The sequence below is a fragment of the Actinoplanes sp. NPDC051346 genome, assembly GCF_040682215.1.
Lineage (GTDB): Bacteria > Actinomycetota > Actinomycetes > Mycobacteriales > Micromonosporaceae > Actinoplanes.
The window spans coordinates 232167-245906 of the sequence record NZ_JBFBAJ010000005.1; the positions used below are offsets into that span (position 1 = coordinate 232167).

Here is a 13740-nt window from a genome sequence, read left to right on the forward strand (position 1 = left end):
TCACTCAACGCTGTGTTTCCGCCCGGGTGGTCACTTCTCCGTGGTGCCGCTCAGCGTCTTGTCCCCGTTGAAGGAGCCCGGTGCGTTCCACTTCTGCAGTGGCGAGGTGGTGCAACGGGCTGTCTTCACCTTGGCGGTGCCGTCAAAGTGCGCGTCAGGCACCGCCACGGTCAGGTCGGTCGCCACCAGGCACTCACCTCGGTTGCTGACGACGCTGTAGCTCGTCACCGGACTCTTGGTGTCGCCGTACATGGTCCACTTCAGGTAGCTGGGCGTGTCGAGCGGGTCTATCCCGCCCACCCGGGCACCGCACGCCTCCAGGGTGACGTACCCGTAGGGCTCTGGCGGCTCCCGCAGGCAGAAGCCGGGATTGTCCTTGCCGGCGGTGCGGAAACGTCCCTTCTGCTGGTCTTCCTTGCTGAGTGACAGTGGGGGAAGCTCCCACTGCTGGTTCCACCGGACGTTGCCGTTGGGTGCCTGCTTGCAGAACCAGACGATCATGTACTTCGCGTTCACGTCGAAGCCGGTGACGTCCAGGCAGCGGCTGAACTGCTTGAAGTTGACGAGCTGACCGGTCTCGATGCCCGCGCCGCCGGCTCCCGCCGCGGGATCCGGGCGCCAGATGTCCTTGTCGTACTCGCCCTTGCAGTCGTTGAGGGCGACGATCATGCCGGTCTCGGTGGTTTGGGCGCTCAGGCAGAGGTTGTTCGAGTCGGCCCCATCGTTCGCGGTGCCGCGGAACCGAGAGCTGTCGTCCAGGCTCCACTGCTGCGTGAATACCCGGCCGAGGCACTTCTGCAAGCGCACGACCGCGCCGATCGTCTGGGAATCGGCCTCCAGGCACAGGCCGGTCGGATTCTCGGTGGACTCCGAGTACATCAGCCTGATGCTGAGTTCCTTGGTGTAGACGAAGCGCTGTTCGCTGGCGCCGCCCGTCTTGCACTCCTTTATCGTCAACGTCGGCTTGGTGGTGTCCGGGTCGTCGCTGCCGTCCATGCACACGTGGGGGGTGCCAGGAGGTGCGGTGGCGAGCCGGATCAGGCCGCCGGCGGTGTTCGAGGAGGTCCTCTTGAACTTGTACGTGGCCTCGACGGTTCGGGTGGCCGCGGCGCCCTCGACGAGGGTCGCGTCCGCCGCGCCCGTGCCGGTGACAGTCAGCACCGCCTTCGTCGGCACCTCGGTCGGCGGGCAGGGCATTTCCACCGCGGTCGACTCGTCGTCGGCGTCCTCCGGTAGACCGTAATAGGTGATCTTCACGCGGTACCGCAGGCCGTCGGCGGCCTCGACGCCGGTGATCTCGCAGGGAGGAAGGCCTGCCAGGTTGCCGGCCAACGTGGCGCCCGCGCCGGTGGACGCCGCGCGGAGCTGGGCCATGGCCGCGTCGAGGCCCGCGTTGGCGGCGTCGATTGACTCCGTGCGCTCGTCGATGGTGCGCGTGGTGGTCAGGTTCTGGAGCACGACCGGCACGATGGAGGCGGTCAGGCCCATGGAGACCACGCCGACCAACATGGCCATCGGCATCGATCCGGTGTCGCGGCTGCGGCTTGTCCTCATGTGGGCCTCCCTTCGCTGCAGTCGTTGGTGTCCGGGGTGTCGCGGTCGGTGTTCAGGGCGGTGAACGCTATGTCGATCGCCGCCGCGCCGGCCGCCACCTTGGTGCTCAGACGGATGCGCAGCCGGTCGAACTCGGGGACGAACTGGCTGCCCTCAGCGGCGGTGGCGTAGGGCTTGGTGTCGGCCTTGTGTAGCTCGAATGGCGCGATCTTGGTCCCGGTAGGGGTCGTTTGGCGGGAGATGTTCGTCGTGTCGACTTGTGAGGCAATGGTCATTCCTGGGGTGTGCGGGGCGGGCGGGCTGCCCGGCGTCCACTCGAGAAGTTGCAGCAGGCCCTGGCCGATGGGGCTGTTTGAGCCCGGATCAGGGCCCAGCTCCAGTCGAAGCTGCCGGCATTTCTCGCCCTTCACACCGGCGAACTCCACGTACCAGGTGTCCGCGCTCCCCTCGTGGCGCACACCTGGTTTGTTGATCCAGCTGGCGTAGCGGAGGTGGCGGTCGAAGCGCTGGAAGGCGACGGAGAGCTGCGCCTGCGCGTCCGTCAGGGTGTCCGTCGCCTGAACGGTGCGGTACACCTGCAGGATGGCACCGGTGAAGACGACCATCACCGCACTCATGATCCCCATGGTCACCATGATCTCGGTGAGCGAGGAGCCTTCGTCGTCCCGGACCGGCGACACCTCACGGCGCGTCATGTCACGGTCCAGTCGAACACCATGTAGGCGGCGTCGTCCTTGTGGTTGGTCACCTTGAGGGTGACGCGATAGGTGCCCGGCTTGGTCGGCGTCCCGCTGATGCGGCCCGCGGTGGTGATCTTCAGTCCGTCCGGCAGGCCCGTCGCCGTCCACACGATGGACTTGCCCTCGGTGCCGTCGAACTCGGCATCGAACGCGGTGATGGCTTTGCCGGCGGGGCTGGTCATGGGGGTGCCGCTCGGCGACTCCACCGTCAGATCGCTACCCTTTTTTGTGGTCACCCTGACGATCACGTCGGTGCTCGCTTGTTGTCCGATCTTGTCGGTGACGGTCAGCGTGACGATGTAGCGGGAGGCGTAGTTGATGCTCCCGTCGACCACGCCGGTAGCTGAGTCCAGCTTCAGGTCCTCCGGCAGATTCACGGCTGACCAGGTGTACGGCGGCACGCCGCCCTTGGCGATGTTCGCAGCGACCAGGTTGTAATTGACGGACGCGCCTTTCTGCGCCGGAGGCGGCATGAAGTTGGCCAGCGTCAGAGGCGTCGTCGTCGTCACGGGTCCGACGTACCAGGTGAAACTGACGGATGTGGTGCGCGGTGCTCCCGAGTCGGTCACCTCCACAACGGGGTAGTACGTCTGAGCGCCCGTCATTGCCGTGCTCCCGGTGATGCGGCCGGTCGCCGAGTTGATCGTCAGGCCGGCCGGGAGGTTGCTGGCCTTCCACGTCAGGGGCGTCCGCCCTCCGGTTGCTGTCAGGGGGAGGTCGACGGCGACGTTGTTGCGGGTCGACTGGTTGGCCGGCGTGGTCAGGACGAGGTCGTCTACGACGAGCCACTTGAAGAGGGAGTCGTCGCTCCGGCCGTCCTTGTCGGTGACCTTGACCTTGACCTGGTCGTACGTGCCCGTCGTGGTGGGCTTGCCGCTGATCAGGCCGGAGTCGGGGTCGAAGGTGAGCCCCGGCGGCAGGGTCCCGGTGTAGCCCCACGACAACGGCAGGCGGCCTCCGGTCGACTTGACCTGGTACGAAACCTGATATCCGGCGTTGTTGTCCTTGTAGACAACCTGGAGATTGGGATCGTCGACTACCTTCGGCGGCGGCTGCACGGTGTCGAAGAGGGGATCATCCGCATCGCTGATCAGGATGGATGCGGCGTAGGCGCAGTACTCCTCCTTGCATCCGGCCTGCTTCCAGCGGACCCCGACGACGACGCGGTAGAACGGCACGCCGCTCGCGGTCTTGTCGCAGCTGCTTTCCGCCGGCGTGCCGCCCGGTGGGGGAGCGGCGACAGCTTTGCTCTGCCAGCAGCGTCCGAGGTAGAAGTCCTGGAGATACTCGATGTTGTTGATCGTGACCGGAACGGATTCGGTCGGCAGGGGTGCTTGCGCCCCGTCCAGCGAGCCTGGCAACGCCACGTCCGCGGCGAGCTGCATGTGCTTCAGCAGGGCGTCGACCTTCGGCGGAGCGGCGTTCCACTGATTTTGTGCGGCCAGTTCGCCGCGGCCCTTCGGCAGGAGGTTCGCTCGGATGGCGCGGGCCCGTTCCAGCCCGTCGATGGCGACCTGGATCGCTACCTGATCGCCGCGCTGACGGGAGCTCAGGGCCACCGAAGTGATCAGGAAGGGAGCCACGCCGGCCATCACCGTGCTGATCACGAAGAGGGCCGTCATGACCTCGAGCAGCGACATACCCTCGTCGCCGGGTGGCGACGAGGCAGCCGCGCTGTCGGTCGGCATTGCTGTCCTCACTGGTACAGAGCTGATACAGAGCTGAGGTTTCGGGGAAAATCAGGCCGTACGGCGTGGTGGCGGGGCCGAGGGGTTGATCTCGACGAGCTGGCGCCGGTCGACGCCCGCCTCGTCGAGAATGCGCTCGACGGCCGCGATCGAGAGCCAGTCGAGGACGTCGTCGCCGTGCACGATGCGGTACCAGCGGGCGCGCTGCCGGCGTACCACTTCCACCCGCCACGCGCCGTCCGGTGTCTGCATCGCGCCCTCGACATCGTCCATCGCCTCAGTCCGTCGTGATCGAGGGGGCGCCGGCCCCGACCGGCGGGGCAACGAACGCCTGCACCGACAGGTTGAGCTGGCTCGGGGAGCTGGCGCCATCCTCGCTCGGCTCGTCCGAGGCGGTGAAGTTCGCCGACTCGATCAACACCGCTCGCTTCTGGCTGCTGCCCTGCAACAGGTTGATGAAGTCGCCGAGTTGCTCCGCGGAGCCTTCCGCGGCGAGGTCGATCGAGATCGCCCAGACGCCCTTGGCGTCCTCGATCTCCTCCGGCGCGCCGACCGTGAGGCCACTGACGTCGACGCCGACGTCACCGCCCTGGGCCTGGAGTTGGCGCAGGAAGGCCGGTATGCCGGAGGTGGACGGCAGCGCCATGCGGTAGGCGTCCCGGGTCGTCCTCAGCTTGGGCTCGTTCTTCTTCGTCTTCTCGAGCTCGTCGATCTCCTTGAGCAGCTTGATCCGCTGTGTTGCGGCGTCCGCCGTCTGATCGACCAGACTCTGGGTGTCGGCGGAGGTCGTGCTGACGACCGTGAAGTACGTCATGGCGACGAGCACTCCTGCGGCGAAGAGTCCGAGAACCAGCCAGAGCCGGTCAGCGTGTCCGGTTCGCATCACTTACCTCCGGACTTGCAGGCCTTACCGAACCGGCCGCACAGCGCGTCCTGAGCGATCTGGACGTCGATGCTGAAAGTGACTTCCTTCTTGTCACCTTCACCGCTGTTGGAGACGCTCGTGACATACGGGTTCGCGATCGTGGCCTTCAGCGCGAGTGCGTCCACATAGGCGGCGACGGTCTTCTTGTCAGGAGCGGTGCCGGTGACGGTCATGGTGCCGATGGACGCGGACTTGCTCGTGCTCGGCAGTGACTTCGACGAGTTGTCCTTCTTGCCCTTGGAAGGCTCGTCGAGCTGACCGGTGATGCCCGTGACGACGACGGTGTCCGGCCCGGTAGTGCGCAACAGGTGCAGCAGGGCGGCCCAGTCGAGGTCGTTGGCCATGACCGTACCGAGCTGCTTCTTGAGCTCGTCACCCTCGTTGCGGAGCTTCACCACCGGCGCGTAGGTGCCCTTCTTGAGCTGCAGCTCTGCCACCTTGCTCATCGCCGCGGTCAGATCACGGTCGGCCTGCTGCTCCAGGCGGTTCGCGTGGAAGATCCAGGCGCCGCAGGCCGCGGCGACGATGACCACGACGGCGATCATCAAGAGCCGAATCCGCCGGGTCCGGCGCCGGGCGACGACTTCATCGGGCAACAGGCTGGCCGAGATCGTTAAGAGCCGGTTGACCCGCTGGGGGGAGACGGCCGGGTCCACGGGCATCAGCGTGGTGGCCATCAGGACGTCGCTCCCAAGGTGAGTCCGATCGATACCGCCGCGGCGGGCAGGAAACTGTCGAAGCCCCGCTGCCTCGCCTTGCGGGTGTCACGGAGCCGGCTCGCGTTGTCGGCGTAGACGACGGTGACGCCGAGTTGCTTCTGGATGTGTTCCGCCAGCCCCGGCATCAGCGCGCTGCCGCCGCAGAGCGCGACCCGGGTGACCTGCTTCTGCCGTTCGCCGGAGGCCAGATAGGTGAAGGAGCTGCGCAGCTCGCTGATCAGGGGGCGGACCGCGTCGGTGACCGCGGTCGCCGCGTCGGGACGCTCGTCGCCGTGCAGCCCGTAGCGGCACTTGAGTGCCTCTGCCTCCGGCGCCGGGATTCCCAGCCGGGTGGCGATGCTCTCGGTGATCTCGGCGCCTCCGCGCGGGACCGTACGCACGATCAGCGGCTCGCCGTCGGCGTGCACGATCACGCTGGTGATCTGCGCGCCGATGTCGACGAGCGCCTCGACCTGCGCATCCAGCCGGGAGGCGGCACGCAACATGGCGAAGGAGGCGAGGTCGACGTCGACGACGTGCAGCCCGGCGCGTTCGATGGCCAGGACGAGGTCCATGACCGGGTCCTTGGGCATGGCGATGAGCAGGCCTCGGACGGTCGGGTCCTGGCCGGGCTCCTCGAGGGGCCGGAAGTCCAGCAACGAGCGTTCTACCGCGAGGGGGAGCATGTCACGGACCTGGAACGGCAGCGAGCGTTGCATTTCCTTGGCGGGCAGGTTGGACACGGACGTCTCACGGACCACGAGCTGAGGGTTCGTGACACCGAGCACGACGCGCTTGGTCCTGAACTTGCAGGCGGTCCAGAGCTGCTTGAGGGCAGACGTCACGGCGAGCGGCTCCACCGGAACTCCGCCCTGCATCGTGTCGGGCGGTAGCGGGACCTGGCCGAAGTTGATCAGATCGAACTCGTCCTTCGCGCGGCGGACCTCCACGGCGCGGATGGACGACGAGCCGATGTCCAGCCCGATCGGAGTGACGCCAGCCATCGGTTCCTTCCTCGGTGGGTAGGTGGTCAGACAGTGGGGAGGAACAGGGACACGTACCAGTCGGCGATCGGCGCCGCCGCGAACACGGCCAGGAAGGCGCCGGCGAGCATGTACGGACCGAAGGGGATCCGGCTCTTGCGGCCGGCCACCTTCAGCAGCATCAGCACGGCGGCGACGACCCCGCCTAGCAGGAAAGCGGCGAAGGCACCCACCGCCACCGAGCTCCAGCCGAGCCAGCCGAGGTAGAAGCCGAGCAGCGGGGCGAGCTTCACGTCTCCGCCACCCATGCCGCGAGGGACCAGTGCGAGCGCCCGGTAGAACGCGTAGAGCAGAGCCGCGGCGAGCAGGCCGCGGACCAGGGTGTGCCAACTCTCGCCGGCGACCACCGCCGGGATCAGCAGCAGTGGCGCGACGGCGTAGGACGGCAGCACGATCGCGTCGGGCAGCCGCAGCACGTCCAGGTCGATCGCGGTCAGGGCGATGGCGATCGAGGCCAGGTACAGGTACGCCGGCAACTCCCAGGACCACCCGAACTTAGCCGTGACCGCGACGAACAGTGCCCCGGTGGCCGCCTCGACGAAGGGATACCGGGCGCTGATCGGCGCCTTGCAGTCCGCGCATCGGCCGCGCAGCAGCAACCAGCCGAGCACCGGGACGTTGTGCCGGGCCCGGACCGCGCTGCCGCAGCGCGGACAGTGCGAGGGCGGCCGCACGAGAGACTCCCCCCGCGGGACGCGGTGGATGACCACGTTGAGGAACGAGCCGACCGCGACACCGAGCAGGCCGACGATGCTGAGCAGCAGGGGCTGCGGCATGGTCGGTCCTCCTCGGTGTCGCGGTCGCTGGATGACGGCGGGCGTCGCCGCCCACAGGTACGAGATCAGGAGCAGTCGTCGGTACCCATGGTCGTGCTCTTGATCTCCTTGACCGAGCCGCCCTTGCTGCTGTCGTACAGGTACCAGACGTTGTCGGTGCCGCCATCGTTCTGCGCACAGATCAGGTAGGTGCTGGCACCCGAGCCCGCTGGGTCCAGCACGTAGCCAAGGCTCGTGTTCTCCGACAGGGTGATCGTGCCGTCCTCCGGGTCGGGTGCCAGTTGGAGCGGGAGGGCTTCTTTCCCGGTGGAAGAGCCGTCGTTGGCCCCGAAGATCGAGTCCGGGTACTTGTTCCCGTTCTTGGAGTAGAACTGCTCGATCGCGCTGATCGCGCCGCGGACGTCGGACTGGGCGGACTTGTCGGCCGCGCCCTCGCGGTAGTTCAGGTAGACCGGCACGGCGATGGCGACCAGCACGCCGATAATGACGACGACGACCAGAAGCTCGATGAGGGTGAAGCCCTCGTCGTCCTTCTTGGCGCGCAGCCGGCTGATGATGTCCTGCATGGGTGCTGCCTCCGTTGTGGCGTCAGGGTGGGGCGGGGATCGGTTGTCCGGGCTCGGGCGCCCGACGTCGACCGGAGACCGGTCGGGTACTGCTTCCAGAGCGTCAGCCCTGGATGTTCTGGTAGATGGTGAACATCGGTAGGTAGAGACAGATCACCATTCCACCTACCACGCTGCCCATGACGAGGACCATGATCGGTTCGATCGAGGCGGCGAGGGACTCGGCGGCGCTGTCGACTTCCCTGTCATAGAAATCGGCAACCTTGTCGAGCATCTGACTGATTTGACCGCTTTCTTCGCCGACTTCGATCATCTGGGTGACCATCGTGGGGAAGACCTTGTGGTGGCGCAGGGCCGACGACATCGGCTGGCCGTCGCGGACGGCGGACTGGACGTCTGCCATGGCCCTGTTGACAATCTCGTTGCCCGTGGTCTCGCCGACCACGGTGAGTGCCTGCATCACCGGGACACCCACGTTGAGCAGCAGGCCGAGGTTGCGCGAGAACCGGCTCATCGCCAGCTTGCCCAGGAGGGAGCCGAACACCGGCAGCCGCAGCTTGAGCGTGTCGACCTTCAACCGGAAGTCGGCGCTCGTGCGAAGCTGGCGCTTGTAGAGGACTGCGCTGGTGATCGTCACGGTGAGAAACGTCGGCGCGATCCAGAACATGTTGTGGCTCACGTCGACGAGGAACTGGGTGATGCCCGGGAGTTCGCCGCCGAGATTGTGGAACATCTCCTCGAAGATCGGGACGATGAACTTGAGGACCGCCCCGATCATCAGGAAGGTGAAGCCCAGCACGATCGCGGGATAGGTCAGCGCCGCCTTGATCTTTCCGCGGAGCGCCGTGTCCTTCTCCAGGCTCTCGGCGACCTGCTCGAGGGCCTGGTCGATCATACCGCCGGCCTCGCCGGCGCGGACCATCGCGACCATGAGGCGCGGGAAGACCCGGTCGTGCTTAGCCATCGCTGTCGACAGCGAAACGCCGCCGGACACGTCGGCGCGGACCTCGGCGACCGCTTTCTTCAGCGTGGCCGCCGAGGTCTGCTCCTCGAGGATGGCCAGCGAGCGAAGCAGGGACATGCCGGACGCCGTCATCGTGGCGAACTGCCGGGCGAAGACCGCCAGGTCCTTCAGCGAGGTTCGGCCGCCCATGCCGGGGATCTTGATGTCCATGTTGAGGCCCTGGCCGGCCTCGGACATGTCCAGCGGCGTCTCGCCGCGCTGCTTGAGCATCTGGGTCGCGGCGGCCGCGTTCGCCGCCTCTACCGTGCCCTTCGTCTTGCGGCCGGTGGCGTCGATGCTGTTGTAGTGGAAGGTTTTGGTTGCCGGCATGTCACACCCTTCCGATCAAGCGCTTCAGTTCCTCGGCGGAGTGGCAGATCTCGAGGGCGGAGTCGACCGTCACGATGCCCTCGCGGACGCGCTCGGCCAGGTGCTGGTCGAATGCCAACATCCCGTCGTTCCCGCCGGCCTGCATGAACGACGGGATCTGATGGGACTTGCCCTCCCGGATGAGGCTGCGGATCGCGGGAGTGGCGGTGAGGATTTCGCAGACCACCGCGCGGCCCTTGTTGTCGGCGCGCGGCGCCAGGGCCTGGGTGACGACGCCCTGGAGGCTGGCGGCGAGCTGGGCGCGGATCTGGAGCTGCTGGTGCGGGGGGAAGATGTCGATGACGCGGTCGATGGTCTGCGTGGCGCTCTGGGTGTGCAGCGTCGCCAGCACCAGGTGGCCGGTCTCGGCGGCGGTCAGGGCCGTCGCGGTCGTCTCGAGGTCGCGGAGCTCGCCGACGAGGATGATGTCGGGGTCCTGGCGCAGGGCGTGCTTGAGCGCCTGGGCGAAGGTGTGGGTGTCCGCGCCGACCTCGCGCTGGTTGACCACGCTGCGCTTGTGCGGGTGCAGGAACTCGATCGGGTCCTCGATGGTGATGATGTGCGCCGCCCGGCTGCGGTTGGCCAGGTCCAGCACCGAGGCGAGGGTGGTGGTCTTGCCGGAGCCGGTCGGGCCGGTCACCAGCACCAGGCCGCGGGGCAGGTGGGCGAAGCGGGAGACCGAGTCCGGCATGCCGAGCTCGTCCAGCGGCTTGATCGTGTGCGGAATGGCCCGGAAGACGGCGCCGCAGGAGTTGCGCTGGATGTAGAGGTTGCCGCGGAAGCGGGAGACGCCGACGATGCTGTGGGCGAAGTCGAGCTCGTGTTCCTGCTGGTACGTCTGCCACTGCGCCGCGGTGACACCGGCGCGGCACAGCAGGGCGGTGTCCGCCGAGTTGAGCTTGCCGTACCCGGGGAGCGGGCGGAGCCCGCCGTCGACCCGGATCATCGGCGGGGAGCCGACGGTCAGGTGCAGGTCGGAACCGCGGGACTCGACGAGGGTGACGAGCATCTGGTCGAGCACGGCCAGATCATCCGCGGCGGGCTCGGACGGAGCGGCCTGCTGCGGTACTGAGTGGTCGAGCGTGTACATCTGCTGCACCGACAATCTCCCGATGGTCATTTGACGCCTTCCTCATTCGGCATCGTGATGACCCGGTTGAGGACGTTTTTCGGCAGAAATGGGTGGCGTCGGCCGTGGCGGAGTACCCTGCGGCCTGGGCGTGGGGGTGACCTCAGACCGCGACACGGGACACCTCGGTGACGGACGTCAGGCCTCCGGCGGCCTTCGCCAGGCCGTCCGAGCGCAGGTCGTACATTCCCTGGTCGATCGCCACCTCGCGGATCTCGCCGGAGGAGGCGCGGCGGATGGTGAGCGACTCGATCTCGGCGGAGATCGGCATGACCTCGTGCAGCGCGATGCGGCCGCGATAGCCGGTGTTGGCGCAGTCGCGGCAGCCGATCGGCTTCCACAGCGCCTCGGGGATCTTGAGGTCCTGGACCGGCCAGCGGGCGGCTACCAGCTCTTCCTCCGTCGGCGCGTACGCCTCCTTGCACCAGTCGCAGAGGCGCCGGGCGAGCCGCTGGGCCAGCACGCAGTCGAGCGAGGAACCGACGAGGAAGGGTTCGATGCCCATCTCGGTGAGGCGGGTGACCGCGCCGGGCGCGTCGTTGGTGTGCAGGGTCGAGAGCACGAGGTGGCCGGTCAGCGACGCCTCGGTGGCGATCTGGGCGGTGTGCGAGTCCCGGATCTCGCCGATGAGCACGACGTCGGGGTCGGAGCGCAGGATCGCCGGGAGCACCGCGGCGAAGGTGAGACCGGCCTTGGCGTTGACCTGTACCTGGTTGATACCGCGCAAACGGAACTCTACGGGATCTTCTACCGTAATGACATTGATCTCCGGCTTGCTGATCCGGCCCAGGGTCGCGTACAGGGTGGTGGATTTGCCGGAACCGGTGGGACCGGTGACCAGGACCATGCCGTGCGGCTTGCTGAACGACTCCGCGAAGCGGTTGAGGTTGTGCTGGGTGAAGCCCAGCTTGTTCATGTCGAGGTCGATGCCGCCGGTGTCGAGCACCCGGAGCACGATCTTCTCGCCCCAGACCGTCGGCAGCGTCGCCGTGCGCAGGTCGACCTTGCGGTCGCGGATGACCACGGTGATGCGGCCGTTCTGCGGCACCCGCTTCTCGGTGATGTCGACGCCCGACATGATCTTCAGACGGGAGGTCAGCGCCGACATGACGCCGCGGGGCACGGTGTCCAGCTCGTGCAGCACGCCGTCGATGCGGTAGCGCACCCGCATCCCGTCCTCGGTCGGCTCCAGGTGCAGGTCGGAGGCGCGGTTCTGGATGGCCTGCTCGATCAGGCTGTTGACATAGCGCACGATCGGCGCGTCGTCGGCGCTGGTGGCCTGGGCGGTCATGCCGGACTGGTCGTCGTCCGAGGTGTCGGCGAGGTCGCCGAGGTCGCTGGCCTCGCGCTGCAGGCGCTCGATGATGCGGCGGACCTCGCTGCGGGCCACCACCACCGGGCGGACGGTCATGCCGGTGGCGGCCCGAACGTCGTCGAGGGCCACGACGTCGCCGGGGTCGGTCACGCCGACGACCAACTCGTCGTCGACGATGTTCAGGCCCAGGACCCGGTGCCGGAGGACGACGGAGAGGGGGATGCGCTTGAGGGCGGCGGGTTCGAGGGGATAGCCGACCAGATCGACGGTGTTCAGGCCGAAGGCGTACGCGGCCGCCTCGGTCAGCTGCTCCTCGGTGACGATCTTTTCGCTGATCAGGACCGCGCGCACGGACTTGCCGCTGCGCTCGGCGGATTCGGCCGCCGCGTCTACCGCGTCCTCGTCGATGCCCATCTGCTTCAGGGCATCGATCAACGGGCGGAAGGTCTGGTCCATGACATCCTCACGAAACGCTTGCGTCGGGGGCTATGTCTGTCCCATCGGACACTTCCGCCGCGAACTGAGCGTGCGTTTCACGGGTGGCGGAACGTTCGGCGGTAGGCGCTGGGCGCGACGCCGACAGACTGTTGGAAGTGCTGCCGCAGTGCCGTGGCGCTGCCCAGGCCGCAGCGGCGCTCGACCGCGTCCACGCTCAGGTCCGTCGATTCGAGCAGGAGTCGGGCGTGCGCCACCCGCTGCCGCAACAGCCACTGCCGTGGGCTGGTGCCGGTCTCGTCGCGGAAGCGGCGGGTGAACGTGCGGACTGCTGGCCGGCAAGCGGACCCGCGACGGCGGCCCGGCGGGGCCGGGAATCGGCCTCGCCTTCCCGGCTGCCTCGCCGGCCCGTTGACGCCGGCGGACATCACGTGACCATGAGGCGACAACCGGTATGACGTAGCGTCATCGGCAGATGTCGATCCCTGGATACGGTGTGGACATCCCCGTCCCCGTCCCCCGGGAGGTCCCCCCATGCTGTTCAAGAGATTGGCCGCCACGCTGCTCGCGGTGCTGGCGACCGCCGGGTTGCAGGTCGTCGTCGCCGAACCCGCCGCCGCCGAGGCCGCCGCTCCCCGCGTGCTGTACTACGACGCCAGCCAGGCCCGGGAGTTCGTCTCCGTGGTCCACCAGGGCGCGCAGATCTGGAACAGCCGGGTCGTGAACGTCCGGCTCGAGCCCGTCCCGGCCGGGCGCACCCCCAACATTCGCGTGTACGCCGACAACGGCTGGCCGCGGGCCTACACCACCTCGCTCGGCAACGGCCGCTGGTACATGGGGCGGGAGGCCGTGAACGACGGCTACTACCCGCCGCGGATCGCCGCGCACGAGTTCGGCCACCTTCTCGGCCTGCCGGATCGCCGCACCGGACTGTGCTCCGATCTCATGTCGGGCAGTAGCGCGCCGGTGTCGTGCACGAACGCCTACCCGAGCGCCGCCGAGGCCGCCGCCGTCGACCGCAACTTCGGTGGGTCCGTGCGGGTGCCCGCCCGGGAGTTCGCCTGGGCCGGCTGAGCGTCCGACCTGCCGTAGGGGCCGTCCGGGTTGCCGGGCGGCCCCTTACTGCTGGAGCGCGACGACCTCGAGCACTCCGCTGAGGACCAGGATCTGGTGCACGCCCTTGGTCGGGCGGGCCAGGGTGAAGTCGATGCCCTCGTCGCGGGCGCGCTGGAAGCCGAAGATGATCGCGCCCAGGCCGGTGGAGTCGATGAAGGACAGCTCCGACAGGTCCACCACCAGTTCCCTCGGTCGGGCCTCAAGTGCCTCCACGAGGGCGACCCGGACCTGGTCCACGTTGAGCACGTCCACCTCGCCCCGCAGCGCGACGGTGGTCACGTCGGTGTCGCGATCGAGGCTGGTCACAGGTTCGTCCGTCACGGGGGGCCTTCCGTTGAGGCGGTGAGGATCGTCCATGACCTCGAAGGTCGTGAATAACCCTC

14 protein-coding genes and 1 pseudogene are annotated in these 13740 nt (G+C 67.8%); 1 reads left to right on the plus strand and 14 read right to left on the minus strand.

From position 1 onward, the window contains the following. Nucleotides 1–30 precede the first annotated feature (30 nt). The 13 genes and pseudogenes from AB0M36_RS15115 to AB0M36_RS15175 all read right to left on the minus strand — a co-directional run. Entirely contained in the window at nt 31–1554 is a 1524-nt protein-coding gene (locus AB0M36_RS15115; RefSeq protein WP_364157131.1) for an RICIN domain-containing protein, read from the minus strand. After that, complete coding sequence (locus AB0M36_RS15120) at nt 1551–2249, minus strand: hypothetical protein (RefSeq protein WP_364157134.1); 699 nt, start codon at nt 2247–2249, stop codon at nt 1551–1553. The genes AB0M36_RS15115 and AB0M36_RS15120 overlap by 4 nt, the downstream gene beginning before the upstream one ends. Beyond that, nucleotides 2246–3982 (minus strand): Ig domain-containing protein, encoded by a 1737-nt coding sequence (locus AB0M36_RS15125; protein ID WP_364157136.1) that lies wholly within the window; start codon nt 3980–3982, stop codon nt 2246–2248. Before AB0M36_RS15125 ends, AB0M36_RS15120 begins: the two co-directional genes overlap by 4 nt. A gap of 51 nt (nt 3983–4033) precedes the next feature. Beyond that, on the minus strand, nt 4034–4255 hold the full coding sequence (locus AB0M36_RS15130) for a hypothetical protein (RefSeq protein WP_364157139.1): 222 nt from the start codon (nt 4253–4255) through the stop codon (nt 4034–4036). 4 nt (nt 4256–4259) lie between these two features. Continuing rightward, the gene (locus AB0M36_RS15135; protein WP_364157142.1) at nt 4260–4865 is read right to left on the minus strand and encodes a hypothetical protein; all 606 of its coding nucleotides are present in this window, start codon (nt 4863–4865) and stop codon (nt 4260–4262) included. Continuing rightward, the gene (locus tag AB0M36_RS15140; RefSeq protein ID WP_364157145.1) at nt 4865–5584 is read right to left on the minus strand and encodes a PilN domain-containing protein; all 720 of its coding nucleotides are present in this window, start codon (nt 5582–5584) and stop codon (nt 4865–4867) included. Before AB0M36_RS15140 ends, AB0M36_RS15135 begins: the two co-directional genes overlap by 1 nt. Continuing rightward, entirely contained in the window at nt 5584–6609 is a 1026-nt protein-coding gene (gene pilM / locus AB0M36_RS15145) for a type IV pilus assembly protein PilM (protein WP_364157148.1), read from the minus strand. Before pilM ends, AB0M36_RS15140 begins: the two co-directional genes overlap by 1 nt. Before the next feature lie 26 nt (nt 6610–6635). Continuing rightward, complete coding sequence (locus AB0M36_RS15150; protein WP_364157151.1) at nt 6636–7424, minus strand: prepilin peptidase; 789 nt, start codon at nt 7422–7424, stop codon at nt 6636–6638. A gap of 65 nt (nt 7425–7489) precedes the next feature. After that, a complete protein-coding gene (locus tag AB0M36_RS15155) occupies nt 7490–7990 on the minus strand; it encodes a prepilin-type N-terminal cleavage/methylation domain-containing protein (RefSeq protein ID WP_364157154.1) in 501 nt (166 codons plus the stop codon). A gap of 103 nt (nt 7991–8093) precedes the next feature. Beyond that, on the minus strand, nt 8094–9323 hold the full coding sequence (locus AB0M36_RS15160) for a type II secretion system F family protein (RefSeq protein ID WP_364157157.1): 1230 nt from the start codon (nt 9321–9323) through the stop codon (nt 8094–8096). A 1-nt stretch (nt 9324) separates the two neighbouring features. Continuing rightward, nucleotides 9325–10482 (minus strand): type IV pilus twitching motility protein PilT, encoded by a 1158-nt coding sequence (locus tag AB0M36_RS15165; protein ID WP_364157160.1) that lies wholly within the window; start codon nt 10480–10482, stop codon nt 9325–9327. A gap of 112 nt (nt 10483–10594) precedes the next feature. Further along, on the minus strand, nt 10595–12262 hold the full coding sequence (locus AB0M36_RS15170; protein WP_364157163.1) for an ATPase, T2SS/T4P/T4SS family: 1668 nt from the start codon (nt 12260–12262) through the stop codon (nt 10595–10597). A gap of 77 nt (nt 12263–12339) precedes the next feature. Beyond that, nucleotides 12340–12579: pseudogene (locus tag AB0M36_RS15175) on the minus strand (helix-turn-helix domain-containing protein); the annotation flags it as partial. Between the two features lie 196 nt (nt 12580–12775). Here AB0M36_RS15175 and AB0M36_RS15180 point away from each other — a divergent pair. Further along, nucleotides 12776–13315 (plus strand): snapalysin family zinc-dependent metalloprotease, encoded by a 540-nt coding sequence (locus AB0M36_RS15180; RefSeq protein WP_364157166.1) that lies wholly within the window; start codon nt 12776–12778, stop codon nt 13313–13315. 45 nt (nt 13316–13360) lie between these two features. Here AB0M36_RS15180 and AB0M36_RS15185 read toward each other — a convergent pair whose 3' ends face one another. Then, nucleotides 13361–13678: an STAS domain-containing protein gene (locus AB0M36_RS15185; RefSeq protein ID WP_364157169.1), complete on the minus strand. Its 318-nt coding sequence runs from the start codon at nt 13676–13678 to the stop codon at nt 13361–13363. Nucleotides 13679–13740: the final 62 nt, after the last annotated feature.